The sequence below is a fragment of the Nocardioides sp. genome (assembly GCF_036405735.1).
GTDB lineage: Bacteria > Actinomycetota > Actinomycetes > Propionibacteriales > Nocardioidaceae > Nocardioides.
The window spans coordinates 1-20,880 of record NZ_DASWXC010000095.1 but is presented as its reverse complement, the minus strand read 5'-3'; the positions used below and the strand labels follow the sequence as shown (position 1 = coordinate 20,880).

Annotated in this window: 20 protein-coding genes and 2 pseudogenes; 12 read left to right on the top strand and 10 right to left on the bottom strand. The window is 72.2% G+C overall.

Annotated elements, in window-relative coordinates; all coding sequences use genetic code 11:
• Positions 1–23: 23 nt before the first annotated feature.
• A complete protein-coding gene (ypfJ, locus tag VGE38_RS15150; RefSeq protein ID WP_331143386.1) occupies positions 24–971 on the bottom strand; it encodes a KPN_02809 family neutral zinc metallopeptidase in 948 nt (315 codons plus the stop codon).
• Positions 972–1,039: 68 nt separating this feature from the next.
• On the opposite strand from ypfJ, the gene VGE38_RS15145 reads away from it, so the two are divergent.
• Genes VGE38_RS15145 through VGE38_RS15135 form a run of 3 tightly spaced genes read left to right on the top strand, consistent with a single transcriptional unit; the run spans position 1,040 to position 5,137 of the window.
• Positions 1,040–2,638, top strand: coding sequence for an ABC-F family ATP-binding cassette domain-containing protein (locus tag VGE38_RS15145; RefSeq protein ID WP_331143385.1), 1,599 nt, complete (start codon positions 1,040–1,042; stop codon positions 2,636–2,638).
• A 44-nt stretch (positions 2,639–2,682) separates the two neighbouring features.
• Complete coding sequence (locus VGE38_RS15140) at positions 2,683–3,237, top strand: hypothetical protein (RefSeq protein WP_331143384.1); 555 nt, start codon at positions 2,683–2,685, stop codon at positions 3,235–3,237.
• Between the two features lie 19 nt (positions 3,238–3,256).
• Positions 3,257–5,137 (top strand): ABC transporter ATP-binding protein, encoded by a 1,881-nt coding sequence (locus VGE38_RS15135; protein ID WP_331143383.1) that lies wholly within the window; start codon positions 3,257–3,259, stop codon positions 5,135–5,137.
• A gap of 6 nt (positions 5,138–5,143) precedes the next feature.
• Here VGE38_RS15135 and VGE38_RS15130 read toward each other — a convergent pair whose 3' ends face one another.
• The 3 genes from VGE38_RS15130 to VGE38_RS15120 form a co-directional block, all read right to left on the bottom strand.
• Positions 5,144–5,560, bottom strand: a complete 417-nt coding sequence (locus tag VGE38_RS15130; RefSeq protein WP_331143382.1) for a hypothetical protein — start codon at positions 5,558–5,560, stop codon at positions 5,144–5,146.
• A gap of 60 nt (positions 5,561–5,620) precedes the next feature.
• Positions 5,621–7,363, bottom strand: coding sequence for an HNH endonuclease signature motif containing protein (locus tag VGE38_RS15125; RefSeq protein ID WP_331143381.1), 1,743 nt, complete (start codon positions 7,361–7,363; stop codon positions 5,621–5,623).
• Between the two features lie 422 nt (positions 7,364–7,785).
• Complete coding sequence (locus tag VGE38_RS15120; RefSeq protein ID WP_331143380.1) at positions 7,786–8,634, bottom strand: SURF1 family cytochrome oxidase biogenesis protein; 849 nt, start codon at positions 8,632–8,634, stop codon at positions 7,786–7,788.
• A 43-nt stretch (positions 8,635–8,677) separates the two neighbouring features.
• On the opposite strand from VGE38_RS15120, the gene moaA reads away from it, so the two are divergent.
• Complete coding sequence (gene moaA, locus VGE38_RS15115; protein ID WP_331143379.1) at positions 8,678–9,664, top strand: GTP 3',8-cyclase MoaA; 987 nt, start codon at positions 8,678–8,680, stop codon at positions 9,662–9,664.
• Here moaA and VGE38_RS15110 read toward each other — a convergent pair.
• Both VGE38_RS15110 and VGE38_RS15105 read right to left on the bottom strand, forming a co-directional pair.
• Positions 9,651–9,857, bottom strand: coding sequence for an acetone carboxylase (locus VGE38_RS15110; protein ID WP_331143378.1), 207 nt, complete (start codon positions 9,855–9,857; stop codon positions 9,651–9,653). The two genes, moaA and VGE38_RS15110, sit on opposite strands and share 14 nt — an antisense overlap.
• Positions 9,854–10,189, bottom strand: coding sequence for a DUF3099 domain-containing protein (locus tag VGE38_RS15105; RefSeq protein WP_331143377.1), 336 nt, complete (start codon positions 10,187–10,189; stop codon positions 9,854–9,856). The genes VGE38_RS15110 and VGE38_RS15105 overlap by 4 nt, the downstream gene beginning before the upstream one ends.
• A 105-nt stretch (positions 10,190–10,294) precedes the next feature.
• Between VGE38_RS15105 and fabG the strand changes: the two genes are divergently transcribed.
• From fabG to VGE38_RS15085, 4 genes are all read left to right on the top strand, one after another.
• Positions 10,295–11,020 carry a 3-oxoacyl-ACP reductase FabG gene (gene fabG / locus VGE38_RS15100; protein WP_331143376.1) on the top strand — a complete coding sequence of 242 codons (726 nt, stop codon included), beginning with the start codon at positions 10,295–10,297 and terminating at the stop codon, positions 11,018–11,020.
• A 1-nt stretch (position 11,021) separates the two neighbouring features.
• Complete coding sequence (gene fabI, locus VGE38_RS15095) at positions 11,022–11,801, top strand: enoyl-ACP reductase FabI (RefSeq protein ID WP_331143375.1); 780 nt, start codon at positions 11,022–11,024, stop codon at positions 11,799–11,801.
• Positions 11,802–11,828: 27 nt separating this feature from the next.
• Complete coding sequence (locus VGE38_RS15090) at positions 11,829–12,335, top strand: SixA phosphatase family protein (protein WP_331143374.1); 507 nt, start codon at positions 11,829–11,831, stop codon at positions 12,333–12,335.
• 417 nt (positions 12,336–12,752) lie between these two features.
• On the top strand, positions 12,753–13,490 hold the full coding sequence (locus tag VGE38_RS15085) for a type IV toxin-antitoxin system AbiEi family antitoxin (protein WP_331143373.1): 738 nt from the start codon (positions 12,753–12,755) through the stop codon (positions 13,488–13,490).
• Between the two features lie 216 nt (positions 13,491–13,706).
• On the opposite strand, the gene serB is transcribed toward VGE38_RS15085, so the two are convergent.
• Together serB and VGE38_RS15075 are read right to left on the bottom strand one after the other, a co-directional pair.
• A complete protein-coding gene (gene serB, locus VGE38_RS15080; RefSeq protein WP_331143372.1) occupies positions 13,707–14,933 on the bottom strand; it encodes a phosphoserine phosphatase SerB in 1,227 nt (408 codons plus the stop codon).
• 19 nt (positions 14,934–14,952) lie between these two features.
• On the bottom strand, positions 14,953–15,726 hold the full coding sequence (locus VGE38_RS15075; RefSeq protein WP_331143371.1) for an Rv1486c family protein: 774 nt from the start codon (positions 15,724–15,726) through the stop codon (positions 14,953–14,955).
• A gap of 62 nt (positions 15,727–15,788) precedes the next feature.
• On the opposite strand from VGE38_RS15075, the gene VGE38_RS15070 reads away from it, so the two are divergent.
• The 3 genes and pseudogenes from VGE38_RS15070 to VGE38_RS15060 form a co-directional block, all read left to right on the top strand.
• Complete coding sequence (locus tag VGE38_RS15070; RefSeq protein ID WP_331143370.1) at positions 15,789–16,586, top strand: ABC transporter ATP-binding protein; 798 nt, start codon at positions 15,789–15,791, stop codon at positions 16,584–16,586.
• Between the two features lie 16 nt (positions 16,587–16,602).
• Positions 16,603–17,064, top strand: a complete 462-nt coding sequence (locus VGE38_RS15065; protein WP_331143369.1) for an NfeD family protein — start codon at positions 16,603–16,605, stop codon at positions 17,062–17,064.
• Positions 17,065–17,077: 13 nt separating this feature from the next.
• Positions 17,078–17,986: pseudogene (locus tag VGE38_RS15060) on the top strand (SPFH domain-containing protein); the annotation flags it as partial.
• Between the two features lie 97 nt (positions 17,987–18,083).
• Here VGE38_RS15060 and VGE38_RS15055 read toward each other — a convergent pair.
• Entirely contained in the window at positions 18,084–19,049 is a 966-nt protein-coding gene (locus VGE38_RS15055; RefSeq protein WP_331143368.1) for an alpha/beta hydrolase, read from the bottom strand.
• Positions 19,046–19,759, bottom strand: a complete 714-nt coding sequence (locus tag VGE38_RS15050) for a glycerophosphodiester phosphodiesterase family protein (RefSeq protein ID WP_331143367.1) — start codon at positions 19,757–19,759, stop codon at positions 19,046–19,048. Before VGE38_RS15050 ends, VGE38_RS15055 begins: the two co-directional genes overlap by 4 nt.
• Before the next feature lie 346 nt (positions 19,760–20,105).
• On the opposite strand from VGE38_RS15050, the pseudogene VGE38_RS15045 reads away from it, so the two are divergent.
• A pseudogene (locus VGE38_RS15045) lies at positions 20,106–20,880 on the top strand (hypothetical protein); the annotation flags it as partial.

Here is a 20,880-nt window from a genome sequence, read left to right as displayed (position 1 = left end):
GCCACCCCGTATGACGTCCGAGCTCACAGGCGCTCCGCGGCGAACGTGTCGCAGACCTGGAGGTCGTTGCCGGCGGACATGCCGGTCCGGAACCAGCGGACGCGCTGCTCGGAGGACCCGTGGGTCCAGCCCTCGGGGTTGACCCGGCCGCCGGAGCGGCGCTGGATGTAGTCGTCCCCGACCGCTGTGGCGGCCCCGATGGCGTCCTCGATGTCCTGGTCGGTGATGTCCTCGATCAGCACGTTGCCGTCGGCGTCGGGCACGGTCTGCGCCGCCTGCGCCCACATGCCGGCGAGGCAGTCGGCCTGCAGCTCCAGCCGCACCGCGTCGCTTGTCGGGCCCTGCTGGGTGCGCACCCGGCCCATGTAGCCCAGCACGTTCTGGATGTGGTGGCCGTACTCGTGCGCCAGCACGTAGGACCGGGTGAACGGCGCGTCCTCCCCGCCGAGCTGGCGCTCGAGGACGTCGGCGAAGAACCGGGTGTCGAGGTAGATCGTCTCGTCGGTCGGGCAGTAGAACGGGCCGACGTCGGAGGTGGCGGAACCGCAGCCCTGAGTGTCGACGCCGCCGGTGAACGTGATCACCGCCTGCTCGCCCCGGAACCGGTCGCCGAGGCCGGCCTCCCAGTACTCGTAGAGCGAGTTCTCCACCGCCACCAGCGCACAGTCGGCGTTCTCGTTCGCGTCCTCCCCGCTCTGGCACTGGGCGTAGCGGTCCGTGCCCGCCGCCGTCGCGCCCCCGAACCGGCTGCTGTCGAGGCCCACCGAGGAGCCGCCGCCCCCGAGCACGCTGCCGGGGTCGAGGCCGAGCTGGGAGCCGAAGAAGAGCACGATCAGCACCAGGACGATGCCGCCGATGCCACCGCCGGCCCTGCCCCCGGGCAGCGGGAGGCGCATGCCGCCGCCGCGGCCGCCCCCTCCGACGTCACGCGTGCGGCTGGTGTCGAGCCGGGCCTTCGGGTTGAAGCGCATCGGGATCCTCTCGTCGTCCTGCGGCGATTCGGGACGTCGTCCCGCTCGCCCCTAGACTGGTAACCCTCATGATCACCGCTCACCAGCTCGAGGTCCGCGTCGGTGCGCGACTCCTCATGGAGAACGTCTCCTTCCGCGTCGGTCCCGGGGACAAGGTGGGCCTGGTCGGGCGCAACGGCGCCGGCAAGACCACGCTCACCAAGGTGCTGGCCGGTGACCTCCTCCCGGCCGCCGGTGAGGTCACGCGCAGCGGCGAGCTCGGCTACCTGCCGCAGGATCCCCGCGTCGGGGACCCCGAGGTGCTGGTGCGGGAGCGCATCCTCTCGGCGCGCGGTCTCGACGACGCCGTACGCCGGATGCGGGCCGCGGAGGAGCAGATGGGCTCCGAGGACCCGGGCGTGCGCGAGAAGGCGATGCGGCGTTACCAGCGTGCCCAGGACGCGCTCGACGCCGGTGGCGGGTACGCCGCGGAGGCCGAGGCGCTGCAGATGGCGCAGTCGCTCGGCATCCCGGACCGGCTCATGGACCAGCCGCTCAAGACGTTGTCCGGTGGCCAGCGACGCCGCGTCGAGCTGGCGCGCATCCTCTTCTCCCACGCCGAGGTGCTGATCCTCGACGAGCCGACCAACCACCTCGACGCCGACTCGATCACCTGGCTGCGGGACTGGATGAAGTCCTACCGCGGCGGCTTCATCGTCATCAGCCACGACAACGACCTGCTCTCCGAGACGGTCAACAAGGTCTACCACCTCGACGCGAACCGGGCCGTCATCGACGTCTACAACATGGGTTGGAAGCACTACCTGACCCAGCGCGAGACCGACGAGGCCCGCCGCAAGCGCGAGCTGATGAACGCGCAGAACAAGGCCAAGACGCTCACCGACCAGGCCAACAAGATGCGCGCCAAGGCGTCGAAGGCCTCCGCGGCGCAGCAGATGCTCAAGCGCGCCGAGAAGCTCATGACGAGCGTCGAGGGGGAGCGGCAGTCCGACAAGGTCGCCGCGATCAAGTTCCCCACGCCGGCGCCGTGCGGGAAGACGCCGCTCACCGCGGCCGGTCTGTCGAAGTCGTACGGCGGCCTGGAGGTCTTCACCTCCGTCGACCTCGCGATCGACAAGGGCTCCCGCGTCGTCATCCTCGGGCTCAACGGCGCGGGCAAGACCACGATGCTGCGGATCCTCGCGGGCGTCGACCAGCCCGACACCGGGATGGTGATCCCCGGGCACGGGTTGAAGGTCGGCTACTACGCGCAGGAGCACGAGACCCTCGACGTCGGCCGCACCGTGCTCGAGAACATGCAGTACGCCGCCCCGCAGCTCGCCGACACCGAGGCGCGCTCGGTGCTGGGCTCGTTCCTGTTCGCCGGCGACGACGTCCACAAGCCGGCCGGCGTGCTCTCCGGCGGCGAGAAGACCAGGCTCGCCCTCGCCTCGCTCGTCGTGAGCCAGGCCAACGTGCTGCTGCTCGACGAGCCGACGAACAACCTGGACCCGGCTTCCCGCGAGGAGGTCCTCAACGCGATCCGGAGGTACGAGGGCGCCATCATCCTCGTCACGCACGACGAGGGCGCCGTGCACGCGCTGGAGCCGGACCGGGTGCTGATCCTGCCCGACGGCGTCGAGGACCTCTGGAACGAGTCCTACGGCGACCTGGTGTCGCTGGCCTGATCCGCCGGGTCTGATCCGCGGGGCCGCGTGGGTACCGGTGCGGCGTGTCCGTCCTGCTGAGCGCCGTCGAGCGCCTCTCCGCACGCCTGGCCCGCCTGCGCTCCGCCCGGGCGCTGCACCCGCACGGGACCGTCGCCGCTGCGACGTGGACGGTGAACGACCCGACCAGCGCGCTGGGGCGCACGCTCGGGACGGGCAGCCGCCCGGCCGTCGTACGGCTGTCGCGCGGACTCGGCCTGCCGCGGCCGCTGCCCGACGTCCACGGGGTGGCGGTCCGGATGGAGGCCGACGGCCACCGGGTGGACCTGCTGTTCAGCGGGGGCGCCGGGGTCGTGAGCACGTTGCTGCCCTACCGGGCGCCCGGCGGCTTGGTCCTGCTCGGACTGCGCAGCGAGCCGGGCGGCTACGCCATCGGCGAGTACGCCGGAGCGGGCGGCTGGTGCGCAGTGGGCACGCTCCGCCTGGCCGAACCGGTCGGGGACGACGAGGATCCGTTCGATCCCTACCTGCACCACCACCCGGATCTGATGCCGGTCCGGCTCCTCGCCGGTGTCCGCGAGGCGGCCTACCGGGGATCCCGGCGCGGGCGCAGTCACTGATCCCGGGATACTTGCCCCCATGGCCGGCAACATGGGGATGGGTGGAGTCTGGCGCAACCTGCGCGCCGACCGCGGGGTGCTCGACGCGCGGCTGCGGCGGGGGACCGTCCGGCGGGTGCTCTCGTTCGCCCGGCCGCACCGTCGCCTGATCGCCGGCTTCCTGGCGCTCACCGTCGTCGACGCCGGACTCGTCGTCGTCACGCCGCTGCTGACCAAGCACGTGGTCGACGACGGCATCCTCGCCGGCGATCTCGACGTCGTCGTGTGGCTCGCCCTCGCCATGGGCGGGGTCGCGCTGGTCGTCGCCGGACTCGGCATCGTGTCGGGCTACCTCTCCTCCCGGATCGGGGAGGGCTTGATCTTCGACCTGCGGACCCAGGTCTTCGCGCACGTGCAGCGGCAGTCGCTCGCGTTCTTCACCCGCACCCAGACCGGGGCCTTGGTCTCGCGGCTCAACAACGACGTCATCGGCGCGCAACGGGCCTTCACCTCGACGCTGTCCAACACCGTCGCGAGCCTGATCGCCGTGCTGGTCGTCGGGATCACGATGCTGTCGCTGAGCTGGCAGGTCACGGTGCTGTGCCTGCTGCTCTTCCCGATCCTGCTGGGGGCCTCGCGCTGGGTGGGCGCCCGCCTGGCCGGCCTCACGCGCGAGCAGATGAACGGCAACGCCGACCTGGCCACCGCGATGACCGAGCGGTTCAACGTCGGCGGGGCGCTGTTGCTCAAGCTCTTCGGCCGCCGCGCCGAGGAGGACGTCGTCTTCGCCACCAAGGCGGCGACCGTCCGCGACATCGGGGTGCGGATCGCGCTGCTCACGCGGGTCTTCAGCATGGCGATGACGCTGGTGCCGGCGCTTGCGACCGCGCTGGTGTACGGCGTCGGCGGGTGGCTCGTCATCGAGGGGCGGGTCACGCTCGGGACCCTGACCGCGCTCGGCCTGCTGCTGGTGCGGCTGCTCGGCCCGCTGCAGAGCCTGTCCAACGTCCGCATCGACGTGATGACCGCCCTGGTCAGCTTCGAGCGGGTCTTCGAGGTGCTCGACCTGCCGTCCACGATCCAGGAGCGGCCCGACGCGGTGGTCCTGCCTCGCACGGCGGCGCGCGTGGAGTTCGACCGGGTCGGCTTCGCCTACCCCCGCGCCGAGGACGTCTCGCTCGCGTCCCTGGAGGCGGTCGCCCGCACGGAGTCGCGGATCTCGGGTCCGGTGCTGCACGAGATCACGTTCACCGCCGAGCCCGGGCAGATGGTGGCCCTGGTGGGGCCGTCCGGCGCGGGCAAGACGACGATCACCCACCTCGTGGCGCGGCTCTACGACGCCGGCACCGGCGCAGTGCGCGTCGACGGGCATGACGTCCGCGACGTCACCCTGCAGTCGCTGGAGCACGCGGTCGGGTACGTCACCCAGGACGCCCACATGTTCCACGACACCATCCGCGCCAACCTCGCCTACGCGCGTCCCGACGCCAGCGAGGACGATCTCTGGCACGCGCTCGGGGCGGCGCAGGTGGCCGCCCTGGTCAGGTCGCTGCCCGACGGCATCGACACCGTGGTCGGGGACCGCGGCTACCGGCTCTCCGGAGGCGAGCGACAGCGGCTGGCCATCGCCCGGTTGCTGCTCAAGGCGCCGAACATCGTGGTCCTCGACGAGGCCACCGCCCACCTCGACAGCGAGTCCGAGGCCGCCGTACAGGCCGCGCTCGACGCTGCTCTGGCCGGCCGCACGTCGCTCGTCATCGCCCATCGGCTCTCGACGGTGCGCAACGCCGACCAGATCCTCGTCGTCGACGCCGGCCGGATCGTCGAACGCGGTACGCACGACGAGCTGCTCACGGCCGGCGGGCTGTACGCCGAGCTCTACCGCACCCAGTTCGACCGCCAGGAGACACCGGGTCGCTGAGGTCGGTCAGGTCGGCAGGAGCGGAGTCGACCTGGGTCGGCGTCCCATCCGAACGGCGTCACGCCCCGCCAGCACCCAGAGGCTCACGGCGAGCAGCGCTGCCACGGCGCCGAGCGGCTGGGAGGTGCCGTGCCCTTCGAGGAGAGGACCCAGCGCGATGACGGTGAACCATGCCGCGACCGCGCCAAGCCGGAGGACGGAGCCGGCATTCGCCTCCGAACCTGGCGCTCGCCACAGGCAGACGACGTTGCGGACGAGGCAGTAGGCGACCCAGCCTGTGGCGACCAGCGCCGCCGCCTTGACACTCCACGGGTAGGCCGAGAACTCGCGCAGGCCGGTGAACGCCATGGGGAGCAGGAACGTCCCCTGGAGCAAAAGCCAGCCGAGGTGGCGACCAACGGTCGACCGGCGTCCACGATCCACGTCACGCACCGTAACTGCTCCTCGTGCCGCCCGACTCCTCGTCGGCGAATTCCGGCACGATCAGCCGATGCGATCGTCCAGCGCGAGGATCGCGTCGAGCCGCCAACGGGGTTCCACCGCCTCGACAATCCGGACAATGTCCTCGGGGGCGCCGACCGAACCGCGCAGCAGGTCCGCCGGCGGGACAGCGCCGACGGTTGTCTCCGAGACACGGAGTCCCGACCAGTCACTCTCGAAGTAGCGAGTCTGGGCGTCGTCCACGACCTCTCGGACTGCCGACCGGTGGGTCTGCAGGAGGGACGTCGGGGTCAGGCGGAACTCGTCGGTCATGACCGTCGTCGGGTCCGGCAGTGCGACCGTGTGCACGACGCCGTCGTCATCGATCCACACCGTCGCGAGTATCCCACCCGGGCTGCGTCTCGGGCTGGCGAATGTCGGGTGGTCGAGTCCGCTGCCCTGCTTTCTCGTTGGTCGAGCAGCGAGCGTCAGCCTTCTCGTTGGTCGAGCAGCGAGCGTCAGCGAGCGTGTAGAGACCTCTGTAGGTGCTGCTGGAAGGTGGGAGCTATTGCCGTCGGGTGTAGCGGACGTCGCCGTTGGGGAGTCGTTGGGTGTGCCAGGCGGGGTCTGGGCGCGGTGATGGTGGTGGCTGCAGAGCAGGATGCCGTCGGCGAGGTCGGTCTTGCCGCCGTGGGACCAGGGGGTGCGGTGGTGGGCTTCGCACCAGGTGGCGGGGATGGTGCAGCCTTCGGCGCGGCAGGTGTGGTCGCGTAGGGCGAGTGCTTTGCGTTGGGCGGGGGTGAAGAGGCGTTGGCCGCGGCCGAGGTCGAGGACCTCGGATCTGGCGCCGAGGACGGCGGGGATGATCTTGGCGGTGCAGGCCAGGCGGCGGGCGTGGTGGGCGGTGAGCCGGTCGCCGCCGATCACCGTGCCGGTGCCGAGGTCGTGGCGGAGCTGGTCCAGGCCGATGGTGACGACCACGGTGGTGGCGTCTCCGCCGTGGAGCGGGAGCCGTTGCGGGTCGAGAGTCTCCAGGAGCTGGCAGAAGGCCTGGCCCAGGCGGCGGGGGTAGGAGCCGGTACCGGCCTGGGTGGTGGTGCGGTCGGTCTTGCGGGGGTTGGTGAACGCCTCGAGGTAGGTCGCCAGGCGGTGGGCGGTGGCGTTGGGCAGGAGGCCGGAGAGGCGGGTGGTGCCGTCGGGCAGCGGCTTGAGGGTGAGCTTGGTCGTGGCGCGGGCGTGGGCTTCTTCGGCGGCGAGGAGTCGGGCTTCGTGGGCTTCGGCGGCTTCGGGGGCGGTGATCTCGAGGATTCTGCGGCCGGCGATCTTCAGTTCCTGCGGCCGCAGCGTCTGGGCCGCGGTGATGAGTGCGTGCTCGGCCCGCTTCCGGGTCACCGTGTCGACGTCGTCCGGTAGGTCGTCGAGGGCTTGGGCGATCACGCGGGACTGGGCGAGGTTGACGCTGCCGGCTCCCAGCGCTTCTCGCAGTGTGGCGTAGTGCTGGTCGAGCCTGAGGGCGAGGTGCTGGTCGGCACGCGGTGCCCGGACGTCCTGCCGTGTCTCTGCGGCCAGCCAGGAGGCGGCGTCGCGGGCGCCGGTGGCCTCCGCGACATCGCCCGCGGCTGCGAGGACGCGGAGTCGGACCTCGGCCAGCCGGGTCTCGAGGGTGGCGAGCTGGCGCAGCAGGTCGGCCTTGTCGCTGGTGGTCAGGTAGATCGCGTCGGCGTCGGTGATCGCGTCCAACGCCTCGGCCATGACCTGCGCGCAGCCCAGCAACGGCGGCTGGCCGGGGGCGAAGGCGATGGTCATAGCGAGTCCCGAGAGAGAGGTTCATCCAGTGCTCGTGACGCTACAAGCCGTCACCGACACTCTGGTCCGGGCGCCTCGGTCGTCCAGCAGCGAGCGCCAGTTGCGGTGGTCTCGACACGTTCGGCCGCGGGCGGCCTCACTGCTCGACCAACGAGATGGCGGGGCGGCCTCACTGCTCGACCAGCGGGACCTGGCCGGGCGGCGTTCTCCGTTGGTCGAGCCGCCGAGCCGCTAGGCGAGGCGTCTCGAGACCTCGGTGGGTGGGGCTGGGTGCCGGGTACGGCGGGTGCCTGGGTTGCGGTGGTCTCGACACGTTCGGCCCCTGGCGGGCCTCACTGCTCGACCAACGGGGAGGGCGGCCTCACTGCTCGACCAACGGGGGAAGCGGCCTCACTGCTCGACCAACGGAAGAGGGACGGAGATCAGGACCGGCCGGGTCCCGACCTCTCCTTCTCGTACGCCGCCCTGTAGGCGTCTCGGACCGCCTGCTTGCGTGCCTGACGCTCGGCCTTGACGGGGTCGGTGGGCCGCGGCCCGCGAGTGGCGCGGCCGGAGCGCCACTCCTCCCACAGCAGGTAGAGGAAGCCGCCGACGGCGAGCACGCCGAAGAACCACCACTGCAGCCCGTAGAAGAAGTGCGGACCGTTGTCGAGCTCGGGGAGCTCGGCGGCGCGCAGCGGCTCGGCGGCCGGAGGCGTCTCGCTGCGCAGGTGCACCCAGCCGCCGTACGTCGGCCGTCCGATCGCCTCGCCCGCGGTCACGCTGGACAGCGCGCGGGTGGAGTGGTCGGTGACCCGGATGCTGTCGCCGGTGCCGTCCTGGCGGATGTACCCGGTGATGGTCACCTCGCCGGCCGGCGGCGCGGGGATCTCCGGATGTGCGTCGTTGTTGGGCGCGGCCAGCCACCCGCGGTCCACGAGCAGCGCCGTGCCATCGGCGGTGATTAGCGGGACGACGACGTCGACCCCCGGGGCGCCGTCACCGTCGGTGCGGTAGCGCCAGACGATCGTGTTGGCGGTGTCGTAGCTGCCGGTCGCGGTGACCAGCCGCCACTCGTCGTCGGCGGCGACCCGACGCCCGACCGCCAGCACGTCGGCGACCGGCTCGGGGTCGCGGGTCTCGTTGGTGCGGACGACGTCATTGCCGGCCCGACGGTCCTCGAGGCGGTCGAACTGCCACTGCCCCAGCCACCACGTGGCGGTCGCCACGACCACGACGACGAGCGCGAACAGCGCCCATCGCCGGCTGAGAAGGAAACCGAACGACCGCACCGGACGAGGCTAACCGTCGCGGCGAAGCACCTAGGATGGCGGGGTGACTCCTCTCGCGGACCGGTTCGGGCGGGTGGCCACCGACCTGCGGGTCTCGCTGACCGACCGCTGCAACCTCCGCTGCTCGTACTGCATGCCGGCCGAGGGCCTGGACTGGCTCCCGGACGAGACCGTGCTGAGCGACGACGAGGTGGTCCGGCTCATCACGATCGGCGTGGAGCGGCTCGGCATCCGTGAGGTGCGCTTCACCGGCGGCGAGCCGCTCGTTCGCCGCGGCCTGGTCGACATCGTCGCCCGAACCCACGCCTTGGGCGTGGAGACGTCCCTGACCACGAACGCGCTCGGGCTGGCCCGCACCGCCCGGTCGCTGGCCGCCGCCGGCCTGGACCGGGTCAACGTCAGCCTCGACAGCGTGCGTCCCGAGACGTTCGCGGCGATCACCCGGCGCGACCGGCTGCACGACGTCGTCGCCGGCCTGGCGGCCGCGCAGGAGGCGGGCCTGGGTCCGGTGAAGATCAACGCGGTGCTGCTGCGCGGTCTCAACGACGACCAGGCGCCCGAGCTGCTGCGCTGGGCGCTGGAGCACGGCTACCAGCTGCGGTTCATCGAGCAGATGCCGCTTGACGCCCAGCACGGCTGGTCCCGCGCCCGCATGGTCACGGCCGACGAGATCTTCGACCGGCTCGCCGCGGAGTTCACCCTCACCCCGGCCGAGGAACCGCGGGGGAGTGCGCCGGCCGAGCTGTTCGCCGTCGACGGCGGCCCGGCCACCGTCGGCGTCATCGCGAGCGTGACCCGCCCGTTCTGCGGCGACTGCGACCGGGTGCGGCTCACCGCCGACGGCCAGGTGCGCAACTGCCTGTTCGCCCGCGAGGAGTCCGACCTGCGCACGGCGTTGCGGAGCGGCGCCGACGACGAGGAGATCGCGCGGCGCTGGGTGGTGGCGATGGCCGGCAAGCGTGCCGGTCACGGCATCGACGACCCGACCTTCCTGCAGCCGGACCGCCCGATGTCCGCTATTGGTGGCTGACGACGTCCTTCAGGAACCCCCGCGCCCCCAGGAAGTCGCCGAGCGACCCCTTGTGGTCGTCACAGGCCAGCCAGACCTTGCGGCGCTCCGGCGTATGGATCTTGGGGTTGTTCCACTGCAGCTCCCACGCGCCCGGCGCGGTGCAGCCCTTCGCCGAGCAGAGGTCCTGCCCGGTCTTCTCGTCGAGGCTCACAGCTCGCGTCCCCGATCGCCGGGAGGAAGCTGTGGCCGGCCGAAGGGACTGTCGTCGAGCTTGAACGTGTCGCCCCGGGTGTCGGCGGTGTTGGCCATCACGACGGCGACGTAGGGCAGCACGAGCGCGGCCAGCATGAGGATGGGCCACAGCCAGTGGAGCCCGTTGACCCCCGCGATCACGGCGCCCACGAACGCGACCAGGCGGATGCTCATCGAGATCACGTAGCGCCGCTGCCGCGAGCTGATGTCGACGTCGCGGCTCTCAGCCGCGCTGGTGATGCGGACCGGTTCGTCGACGTGGCGCCGACGGTGGTCCTTCACCCTGCTCATGGCCTCCACTCTACGCCGCCTGCCTGACCGCGGATCGTCCGCCTCGCGCCCGTACGGCGCCAGGTGATTCGGCGTACTTAGGAGTAATCACTAGCGTCCGATGACGTGAGCGACACCTCCCCTCCCGAGCCCCGCTCGGTCCTCGTGACCGGCGGCAACCGCGGCATCGGACGCGCCATCGCCGAGGCCTTCCTCGCCCAGGGCGACAAGGTCGCCGTGACGACCCGCAACGGCGGTGCTCCCGACGGCGCCCTCGACGTGCGGTGCGACATCACCGACCCGGCCCAGGTGGAGGCGGCGTACGACGCGGTCGAGGCCGCCCACGGTCCGGTGGAGGTGCTCGTGGCCAACGCCGGCATCACCGCCGACACCCTGGTGCTGCGCATGAGCGAGGAGGACTGGTCGAGCGTCATCGACACCAACCTCACCGGCTCGTTCCGGCTCGCCAAGCGCGCGGCCAAGGGCATGCTGCGGCTGCGTCGCGGCCGCATCGTCTTCGTGTCCAGCGTCGTGGGGCTGCTGGGCAGCGCCGGGCAGGTCAACTACGCCGCCTCCAAGGCCGGCCTGGTGGGCATGGCCCGCTCGCTGGCCCGCGAGCTGGGCAGCCGCAACATCACGGCCAACGTGGTCGCGCCCGGCTTCGTCGAGACCGACATGACCGCGGTGCTCACCGACGAGCAGCGCGCCACGATCAAGGCGCAGGTCCCGCTGGGCCGCTACGCCACACCCGACGAGGTCGCGGGCGCGGTCACCTGGCTCGCCGGCAGCGGCGCGTCGTATGTCACCGGAGCCGTCATCCCTGTCGACGGCGGACTAGGAATGGGGCACTGACATGGGTCTGCTGGACGGCAAGACGATCCTGGTCGCGGGCGTCACGATGGACAGCTCGATCGGCTTCGCGACCGCGAAGGTCGCCCAGGAGCAGGGTGCGACCGTGCTCATCTCCAACTTCGGCCGGGCGCTGTCGATCACCCGTCGCATCGCCAAGCGGCTCCCGGTGGAGCCGCCGGTGCTCGAGCTTGACGTCACGGACGCCGAGCATCTCGCGGGTCTCGCCGACCAGGTGCGCTCCCACCTCGGCGAGGACGCGGCGCTGGACGGCGTGGTCCACTCCATCGCCTACGGCAACCCCGAGACGCTGCTCGGAGGCAAGTTCCTGGACGGTCCGTGGCCCGACGTCGCGCAGGCGGTCCAGGTCTCGGCGTACTCCCTGATGAGCCTCGCCCAGGCCTGCCGGCCGCTGTTGCGCCCGGGAGCCGGTGTCGTGGGGCTGACCTTCGACGCCACGGTCGCCTGGCCGGCGTACGACTGGATGGGCGTGGCTAAGGCCGGCCTGGAGTCGTGCGCGCGGTACCTCGCCCGCGACCTCGGCCCGCACGGCATCCGGGTCAACCTGGTCTCGGCCGGTCCGCTCAAGACCCTCGCCGCGAAGGCCATTCCGGGATTCGAGGCGCTCGAGAGCATGTGGGACGAGCGCTCCCCGCTGGGGTGGGACAACGCCGACCACGTGCCGACCGCGAAGGCCGTCTGCGCGCTGCTGTCGGACTTCTTCCCCGCCACGACCGGCGAGATCGTGCACGTCGACGGCGGCTACCACGCCATGGGGGCCTGAGTCGGACCCACGCCGTACGCTCGGCGTATGCGGACGCTGGTGATCATGCGGCACGCCAAGGCCGAGCCGGCAGCGGCGACCGACCACGAGCGCGAGCTCACTCGGCGCGGACACGCCGATGCCGCGGCGGCCGGCGCCTGGGTCGCGGGTCGCGGCATCCGGCCCGACGTGGCGCTGGTCTCGGGTGCGGGTCGGACCCGCCAGACCTGGGAGGACGTCGCCATCGGCGCCGGCTGGGACCTCGACCTGGCGGCCTTCGACGAGGCGCTCTACACCGCCTCGACCGAGGCGGCGATCGACCTCCTCCGCGAGACCGACGACGCCGTCGGCAGCCTGGTGGTCATCGGCCACAACCCCACGGTGTCCTACCTCGTGCAGCTGCTCGATGACGGCGAGGGCGATCTCGAGGCCGGCAACCGGCTCGCGCTCGGCTTCCCGACCTCGGCCGTCGCCGTCCTCTCGTACGACGGCCGCTGGGCCGACCTGGGTGCGGGCTCGGCCTCCGTCGTGGCCTTCCACGCGCCGCAGGGCTGAGTCAGCCGCGGGGCTTCGGCGGGGGCGGCGGCTGCAAAGTGTCACCGTGACGCTTGCAAGTGTCACCGTGACAGTTGGCGCTCCGAGTGACGGTTTGAAGTGTCACCCGCGTCGCCAACTGTCACCGTGACACTTTGCGCGCCGGGCCAACGCGACCGGTTGTCCACAGGTCGTGTCCGGACAGGGTGCGGCGGGCCGGGAGGAAGCACATGCTGACGCCATGCCCGAACGTCCTGAACCGCGCGATCTCCTGGTCGCGTCCCGGGTGCGCCGCATGGAAGGCGGCGTGCCGCCCCACCTCGACCTGACCTGAGCAAGGTCCGACGCGGCTTCTACCGGCCGGCGGCCACGCCGCTGACGATCTCCGACGAGTACCGGCTCCGCATCCACGCAGCCGTCGAGGCCCGCACCGAGCCGATGGTCATCTGCGACGAGTCCGCCGCCGAGCTGTGGGGGTGCCCGCTGCTGAGGACGGACACCCGCCTCGTGCACGGCAACCGGCCCGGCAAGGCGCGGCGTACGACGGCAGGGGTCCTGGTCCACCGGCGGGCGATGGCCGACGAGGACATCGTCGACGTCGACGGGCTGCTGGTCACCGGGCCGGCGCCGACCGCGATCGCCGTCGCGGCCAAGCTCTCGCTCCCGAACGCGCTGCTGCCGCTCGACCATCTGGTGCGGATGCTCAATCCCGATCCGCTGGGCGATCCGGCGGGCCGGGCGGTCGTCGAAGGCCTGGTCGGCCGGATCCCGGACGGCATGCGGGGCCACGCGCGCGCCGTCCAGAACCTGCGCACCGCGGACGCCCGGTCCGGGTCTGCCGGCGAGTCGTTGAGCCGGGGGCAGATGCTGTTGCTCGGCGTACCCCTGCCGGACCTGCAGGTGTCGTTCCCGCATGCCGACGGTGGCGGTGTGGACGTCGTGGACTTCGACTGGCCGAGCCTGGAGTCGTTCGGGGAGTTCGACGGCGACGGCAAGTACTTCGACGACGAGCTCACTGGGGGCCGATCGCCGCGGGAGGTGCTTCGCGACGAGAAGCTCCGGGAGGACCGCGTCCGCCGGCACCGTCCCCGGGCCGCCCGCTGGGGCTGGGACGTCGCGATGTCGCGCCACCGGCCGGCCCGCGTGTTGGCGGAGATCGGCGTACGGGCGGCCTGAGGTCGCCGACGAGTCCTGGGGCGAGTCGAGCGAGCTCCGGTCGGCCGTGCCGCGCAAAGTGTCACCGTGACAGTTCGCCACGAGGGTGACACTTCAAAGCGTCACCCTCGACGCCAAATGTCAACGTGACACTTTGCAAGTGTCACCGTGACAGTTTGCGGGAGCGGCCCGCCGCAGCGACGCAGCGCCGCAGCGCCGCAGCGAGACGCGACCGGCTCACACAGGCGGAGCGGGCGTGACGATGCCCGCCTCGGCATCGGCGGCCTCGATCTCCTCGCGGGTGATGCCGAGCAGGTACATGATCGTGTCGAGGTACGGCACGTTGACGGCGGTGTCGGCCTGCGACCGCACGACCGGCTTGGCGTTGTAGGCGATGCCGAGGCCGGCCGCGGCGAGCATGTCGAGGTCGTTGGCGCCGTCGCCGATGGCGATGGTCGCGGCCTCGGAGATGCCGAGCTCGGCGGCGAACTCCCGCAGCGCCTGCGCCTTGCCGGCACGGTCCACGACCGGACCGAGGATGCCGCCGGTGAGCTCGCCGTCGACGATCTCCAGCTCGTTGGCGCGGGCGTAGTGGATGCCGAGGTCGGCCGCGAGCCGGGAGGTGATCTGGCTGAAGCCGCCGGACACGATCGCGAAGCGGTAGCCCAGCCGTCGCAGGGTGCGCACCATGGTCCGTGCGCCGGGGTTGAGCTGGATGGCGGCGTACACCTCGTCGAGCGCCGACGCCGGCACGCCCGCCAGCAGCTTCACGCGGGACCGCAGCGACTCCTCGAAGTCGATCTCGCCGCGCATCGCGCGCTCGGTCACCTCCGCCACCTCGGCCTCACAGCCGGCGTGCGCGGCGAGCATCTCGATGACCTCGCCCTGGATCAGCGTGGAGTCGACGTCCATCACGATCAGCCGCATGCCGTGGCGCAGCAGGTTCGTGGCCTGGACGGCGATGTCGATGCCCTGCTCGGCCGCCTCGTGGGCCAGCAGCATCCGCAGCTGGTCGGGGTCGGCACCGGAGACCGCGAGCTCGATCGCCGTGACGGGATAGCGGGCCAGCCGCTGGATCCGGTCGATGTTGGCGCCGGCCTCGGCGATCCGCCCCGTCACCGCCGCCATCCCGGAGGCCTGCAGCGGCGCGCCGATCACCGTGACATGCGCGCGGTGCACCTTGGCCGCGTTGTCGCCGCTGCCGCGCACGATCTCGACGTGCATGCCGAGGTCGGTCCCGGTCCGCGTGACCGCGTCCCGCAACGCCACCTCCGCCGCGCCGTCCGCGGGAACGGTCACCAGCACGCCCAGCACGAGCCGGCGCCGCAGCACGATCTGCTCGAGGTCGACGACCTCGACACCGGCCTCGGCGAGGTGGGCGAAGATCGCCCCGGTGACACCAGGCCGGTCCCGGCCGGTCAGCGTGATCAGCAGGGTCTCGGGGCGAGGGGCGTCGGTGGTCATCGTGGCAGCAGGCTAGTGGCTAGGACGGCCAGACCTCCGGCGATCCCGCCGCCACGAGACCGCGCCGGGCGGCGCGCGCCAACGGGAGCAGGACCGCGCGCCGGGCTGCGATCTCGTGAACGGCCACCGCGCCGCCGTCGTCGGCCAGGGCCAGGTCCACGATGGCGCGGGCCTGCAGCGCCCGGGCGGCGAGCTCCACGCACCGCGCGGGTACGCCGGCCGGCGCCTGGATCGGCGTCCGGTGCCGCAGGTTCAGCAGCTCGTCGGCGACCTCGGGGCGCCAGCGCGCGACATCGAGGTCGGCCAGCGCGTCGGCCGTCCGGGGCAGTGCCGACCGCAGCTCCCGGTCGGCCTCGCCCACGTCCGGAAGCTGCCGGCGCTCGGCCGGGTAGGCGCGCCACGTCACGGCCGCACCCACCCGGCTCGGCACGAGCCCGACGCCGGCACCCGCCACGACGACGGCCTGACCTGCCTCGAGGGCGGCGTCGTTGAACGGCCGCGGTCCACCGAGCCCGACCGGGTCGCCCTCGGCCGGCAGCGCGAGGCCGAAGGAGGCCGCCCCCTCGGCCCGGAGCCGGCCCAGTCCGGTCACCAGCGTGTCGGCCGCGTCCGGCGTACCGCCCAGGCCGAGGCCGTCCAGGCCCGCGACGACGTGCGTGGCGTCCTCGCCGATGACGGCGTCGAGGAGCAGATCGGTCACGACCGCCCCGCGCAGCCATGCGGTCGCCCACCAGGCAGTCCGCAACGCCAGCGGGACGCCGTCGGTGTCGTGCTCCAGCAGCCCTTGTGTCACGGCCGTCGAGTGTAGGTCGGGGGCCCCGCCGAACGCTCAGCCGCGCTCGCTAGGCTGCCCGCATGGCTGCTGTCCTCGACCTCCGCGACGTCACGGTGCGGCGGGGTCAGTCCCTCCTCCTGGACCGGCTCAGCTGGACCGTCGAGGAGGACGAGCGCTGGGTGATCCTCGGGCCGAACGGCGCCGGCAAGACGACCCTGTTGCAGATCGCCGCCGCCCAGATGCACCCCACCGTCGGCTCCGCCGAGGTCCTCGGCTCCCGGCTCGGCGCGGTGGACGTCTTCGAGCTGCGGCCGCGGATCGGCCTGACGAGTGCGGCGCTCGCGGAGCGGATCCCGCGCGAGGAGCGCGTCCACGACGTGGTCGTGTCGGCGTCCTACGGCGTCCTCGGCCGCTGGAAGGAGCAGTACGACGAGCTCGACCACGGCCGCGCCGGCGACCTGCTGGTCGAGATCGGGATCAGCCACCTCGCCGACCGCACCTTCGGGACGCTGTCGGAGGGCGAGCGCAAGCGGGTGCAGATCGCCCGTGCGCTCATGGTCGACCCGGAGCTGCTGCTGCTCGACGAGCCGGCGGCGGGGCTGGACCTGGGTGGTCGGGAGGACCTCGTCTCCACGCTGTCCACACTGGCCTACCACCCCGACGCGCCGGCGACCGTGCTCGTCTCCCACCACGTCGAGGAGATCCCGCCCGGCTTCACCCACGTGCTGATGCTGCGCAGGGGCGCGGTCGTCGCCGCCGGGCTGCTCGAGGAGGAGCTCAACGAGGTCAGTCTCTCGGCGACCTTCGGCATGCCGCTCTCGCTCAGCCACGAGGACGGCCGCTGGGCTGCGCGAAGGCGCACGCGGCGGCTCGCCTGAGGGCTACAGTCGCGCCATGGAGTGGCTGGGGGAGAACCAGTGGGCCGCGTGGCTGGCCCTGTCGGTGGCGCTCGGGATCGCCGAGCTGTTCAGCCTCGACCTGGTCCTCATCATGCTCGCCACCGGTGCCGCGGCCGGTCTGCTGACCTCGCTCGGGACCGACTCGGTGATCGCGCAGGTACTGGTCGCCTCGCTCGCCTCGGTGGCGATGCTCGCCGTCGTCCGCCCGAGTCTGGCGCGCCGTCTGCACGGCGGACCGGAGCTGGTGCTCGGCCACAACCGGCTCATCGGCGCCCGGACCGTGACGCCGGTCCGGCTGAGCGTCGGCGAGCCCGGCCAGCTGCAGATCAGCGGCGAGCAGTGGACGGCGGTGCCGTACGACGACACCCTCGTCATCGCCGCCGGCCAGACCGTGGAGGTGCTCGAGATCCGCGGCGCCACGGCGTACGTCCACCCCATCGCAACCCTCGAGCCCTGACCGGAGGCAACCCATGGAACTCGCCCTGCTGATCGTGATCGCGCTCGTCGCGCTGCTCGCGGTCACCACCCTCGCCAAGACGGTGAAGATCATCCCTCAGGCGCGCGCCGGCGTGGTGGAGCGGTTCGGGAAGTACAAGAACACCCTGCAGCCCGGCCTCAACGTGATCGTGCCGTTCATCGACAAGGTGCGCTACAAGATCGACATGCGGGAGCAGGTCGTGTCGTTCCCGCCGCAGGGCATGATCACCCAGGACAACCTGACGGTCTCGATCGACACGGTGCTCTACTTCCAGGTCACCGACCCGATCGCGGCGACCTACGAGATCGAGAACTACATCACCGCCGTCGAGCAGCTGACGATGACCACGCTGCGCAACATCGTCGGCGGCATGGACCTGGAGAAGACGCTCACGAGCCGTGAGGCGATCAACAGCCAGCTCTCGGCCGTGCTCGACATCGACACCGGCCGCTGGGGCCTGAAGGTCAAGCGCGTCGAGATCAAGAGCATCGAGCCGCCCGGCTCGATCAAGGACGCCATGGAGCAGCAGATGCGCGCCGACCGCAACAAGCGCGCCGCGATCCTGACCGCCGAGGGCGAGCGGCAGTCGGCGATCCTGTCCGCCGAGGGCAACAAGCAGTCCGCGATCCTCAACGCCGAGGGCCAGCGCGAGGCGCTCATCCTGGCGGCGCAGGCCGACCGGGAGGCCGCGATCCTGCGTGCCGAGGGTGAGGCGAAGGCCATCGAGACGGTCTTCGGAGCGATCCACGCGGGCGGTCCGGACCAGGGCCTGCTGTCCTACCAGTACCTGCAGATGCTGCCCCGCATCGCCGAGGGCGACGCCAACAAGGTCTGGATCGTCCCGAGCGAGATCGGCAAGGCGCTCGAGGGCCTCGGCTCGACGCTCGGCAACCTGCCGGGGTCCCAGCAGCAGCCCTGACACGCGGGGCCCGGAGGGTCTCGACACGCTCGGCCGCGAGCGGCCTCGCTGCTCGACCAGCGAGGCCCTGAGCCGTCCGTCAGTCGACGTACGCCGTCAGCCAGCGGCGGGTCTCGTCGTACGCCGTCTGCCGCGCCTCCGGGCGCGAGAGGTAGACGTCGTGCTTCGCGCCGGGAACAGCGACGTAGGTGACGTGACGGCCCACGGCGGTGGCCCAGCGCCGGATCTGCCGGACGCTCAGCACGATGTCGCGGGTGTGGACGAGGTCGCCCATCACGCGGCCGACGCCGGAGCGGTCCGAGGAGAGCACGAGCACCGGAGCCGGCACCGACAGCCCCCGCTGCAGCTGGGCGTGGCCGTGCCGGATGGCGGCCAGCCAGCCGGCGTAGACCCGCATCGAGCCGAGCGGCTTCCACTCGACGTTGAAGTCGAACTCGCCGGCGTGGTCGAGGTGGAGGCTCTTGGCGTAGAGACCGTCGACCTCACGGCCGATCTCGAACATCGGCTTGCGCTTGCCCAGCTGCTTGATGACCGGCGTGCCGACGACGCGCAGCACGGCCGAGCCCTGCAGGTCCAGCCAGGGCGAGTTGAGCACGAGGCCGGCGAGCGCGGCAGGCTGGCGACGGTCGGCCCACAGCGAGGTGACCAGGCCGCCGGTGGAGTGCCCGATGACGACGACGCCGGTGTGGCCGTCACGCTCGGTGATCATCGTCCAGGCGGCGTCCAGCTCGGGGTCGTACTCCGAGAGGTCGTGCACGAACGCCGGCGTCTGATGCGGGCGCAGAGAGCGGCCGTACTTGCGCAGGTCGAGTGCGTAGAAGTCGTAGCCCTGCTCGTTCCACCACTCCGCATAGGCGGTCTGGAAGAAGTAGTCCGAGAAGCCGTGGACGTGCAGCACCGCGCGAGTCGTGGCCCGCGACGCCGGCCGCTTGACGAGCGTCGCGACCACCGCGCCCTCGTGGTCGTCGGGGAGCGTGATGGTCTCGGCGGTGTACGGCGCGCCGAGGACGTCCTCCACGATGGCGCTCTCCTGGGACGTGGTCATGGCCGCAGTCTGCCAGCCCGCAACGCCAACGCCCGGGCCGGATGATTGGTCGTGACGAGCCAGGCCCGACCGCGGCGCATCCAGTAGGCGAGCAGGAGCGGGTGGTCCGGCGTCCACACCAGCAGCCGCAGCCCGCGCCGCCGGGCCAGCCGACGCAGCGTGAGCAGGGCGAGCAGGTGGTGGGCGACCAGGACGTCGGCGCGGGAGGCGGCGACGCGGTCGCCGGGGAACAGCTCCGCCCATCGGCGTCGCACCTGCTCGCGCCATGGCAGGCCGGCGACGCCGGACCCGACGGCGAGGCCGACCAGGAGGTCGCGGCCCTCGGCGTCGGCCCAGGCGCGCAGCGCCCGCGCCGTGGCGGCCCGGCCGGTCGTCACCACGTGCGGTCCCGCGCCCAGTGCGTCGAGCGCCTGGTGCACCGCGGCGATCTCGTGGACGCCGCCCGGCGAGCCGAACTTCAGATCCACGTGCGCGTGCGCCCGGCCGGCGAGCGCGGCGAGTAGGGCGTCGTAGCGCACCACGTCGACGCGGCCGTCGTCGTCGTGGAGGACGACGAGGCTGCCGTCGTCGCGGCGCTGCAGGTCGAACTCGACGTACTCCACCCCGAGCGCCAACGAGCGCTCCAGCGCGTGGAGGGTGTTCTCGGATGCGGTGTCCTCACCGGCGCCGCAACGATGGGCGCTGACCAGCACGGGATCGCGGTGGCGCACCCCGCCAGCCTAGGGCGCGCGGAGAGGTCGCAGTTCCGTGTGACGTGCGGCACGCCGACGCGATGTTTCGCGGAGGCGGCGTCTGGCTAATGAAGCGGCGGGGAGGGCTCGGTGCAGAGAGGACACAGAGGTCATGACATCGAAGCCCATCATTGCGGCGACCGCCGCGACGTTCACGGTACTGGCGTTGGGAGCGCCAGCCGCCGCCGGACCCGACCGCGCCGCTGCCGGAGGTGACAACGGACGCCACCTCGGTCACTCCACCGCGCCGGGCCAGGCTTCCGCCAGCCCAGGCGCCGAGGGACGCCACAGGGGACAGGCCCAGCACGACGCCGCGAAGGCGCGCGTGGCCCAGAAGCAGGCCCAGAAGCAGGCCCAGAAGCAGGCCCAGAAGAGGGCCGAGCGGGAGGCTCGTCAGGAGGCCCGACGGCAGGGCAGCAGTGCGGGCGCGCCCGCGGCGGCCCCGGCGGCCAGCACGACCACGGCCGGGGCGGGGGACCCGGCCGGCAACAACGGAACGGTCAAGATCGCCGGGCTGGGCGACCTCGACGGCATCCCGAACAACGTGGCGCACCCGGGGTGCGCCTTCCAGGTCGAGTGGTACGGCTTCGACGAGGGCGCCGACGTCGTGTCGACCGTCTCGTTCGCCATGCAGGCGCCCACCGGCGACGCGGGCCTGACCGTCGACGGCCCGACGCAGGTGGCCGTCGGGGGAGACCCGGCCAGCGGCGCGGGCACGGCGACCGGCCTGGACGGCGTGCAGGCCTACACGCTGACGTTCAGCGGCGAGCCGCACGCCCAGCAGGGCTACCACGTGAAGCTGACGGTCTCGACGCCGCGCTCGCAGGGCAACGACACCAAGACCAAGGTCTTCTGGGTCGAGGACTGTACGACGGCAGCGCGCCCGATCGCCGGCCAGGCCGGACCCGTGGCGGCTCTCCCGGGCGCCGTGCCGGCGGCGGAGGCTGACAGCGCGACCGTCGCGGTCGGTGGGGCGGCCGCCGTCCCGCAGCCCGTCTCGGCCACCAGCAGCGCTCGTCCGGACCCGACGACCGGCGCCGTCCTGGGCATCACCGCCACGCGCGATCGCGCCGCCGCGCCCGTGCCGTTGGCGGTCGAGG

What these genes read in the sequence shown, in the direction of transcription:
- ypfJ (WP_331143386.1), bottom strand. Translation starts at nt 971, where the DNA reads ATGCGCTTCAACCCGAAGGCCCGGCTCGACACCAGCCGCACGCGTGAC.
- VGE38_RS15145 (WP_331143385.1), top strand. Translation starts at nt 1,040, where the DNA reads ATGATCACCGCTCACCAGCTCGAGGTCCGCGTCGGTGCGCGACTCCTC.
- VGE38_RS15135 (WP_331143383.1), top strand. Translation starts at nt 3,257, where the DNA reads ATGGCCGGCAACATGGGGATGGGTGGAGTCTGGCGCAACCTGCGCGCC.
- VGE38_RS15125 (WP_331143381.1), bottom strand. Translation starts at nt 7,363, where the DNA reads ATGACCATCGCCTTCGCCCCCGGCCAGCCGCCGTTGCTGGGCTGCGCG.
- VGE38_RS15105 (WP_331143377.1), bottom strand. Translation starts at nt 10,189, where the DNA reads ATGAGCAGGGTGAAGGACCACCGTCGGCGCCACGTCGACGAACCGGTC.
- fabI (WP_331143375.1), top strand. Translation starts at nt 11,022, where the DNA reads ATGGGTCTGCTGGACGGCAAGACGATCCTGGTCGCGGGCGTCACGATG.
- VGE38_RS15090 (WP_331143374.1), top strand. Translation starts at nt 11,829, where the DNA reads ATGCGGACGCTGGTGATCATGCGGCACGCCAAGGCCGAGCCGGCAGCG.
- VGE38_RS15085 (WP_331143373.1), top strand. Translation starts at nt 12,753, where the DNA reads ATGGTCATCTGCGACGAGTCCGCCGCCGAGCTGTGGGGGTGCCCGCTG.
- serB (WP_331143372.1), bottom strand. Translation starts at nt 14,933, where the DNA reads ATGACCACCGACGCCCCTCGCCCCGAGACCCTGCTGATCACGCTGACC.
- VGE38_RS15070 (WP_331143370.1), top strand. Translation starts at nt 15,789, where the DNA reads ATGGCTGCTGTCCTCGACCTCCGCGACGTCACGGTGCGGCGGGGTCAG.
- VGE38_RS15065 (WP_331143369.1), top strand. Translation starts at nt 16,603, where the DNA reads ATGGAGTGGCTGGGGGAGAACCAGTGGGCCGCGTGGCTGGCCCTGTCG.
- VGE38_RS15055 (WP_331143368.1), bottom strand. Translation starts at nt 19,049, where the DNA reads ATGACCACGTCCCAGGAGAGCGCCATCGTGGAGGACGTCCTCGGCGCG.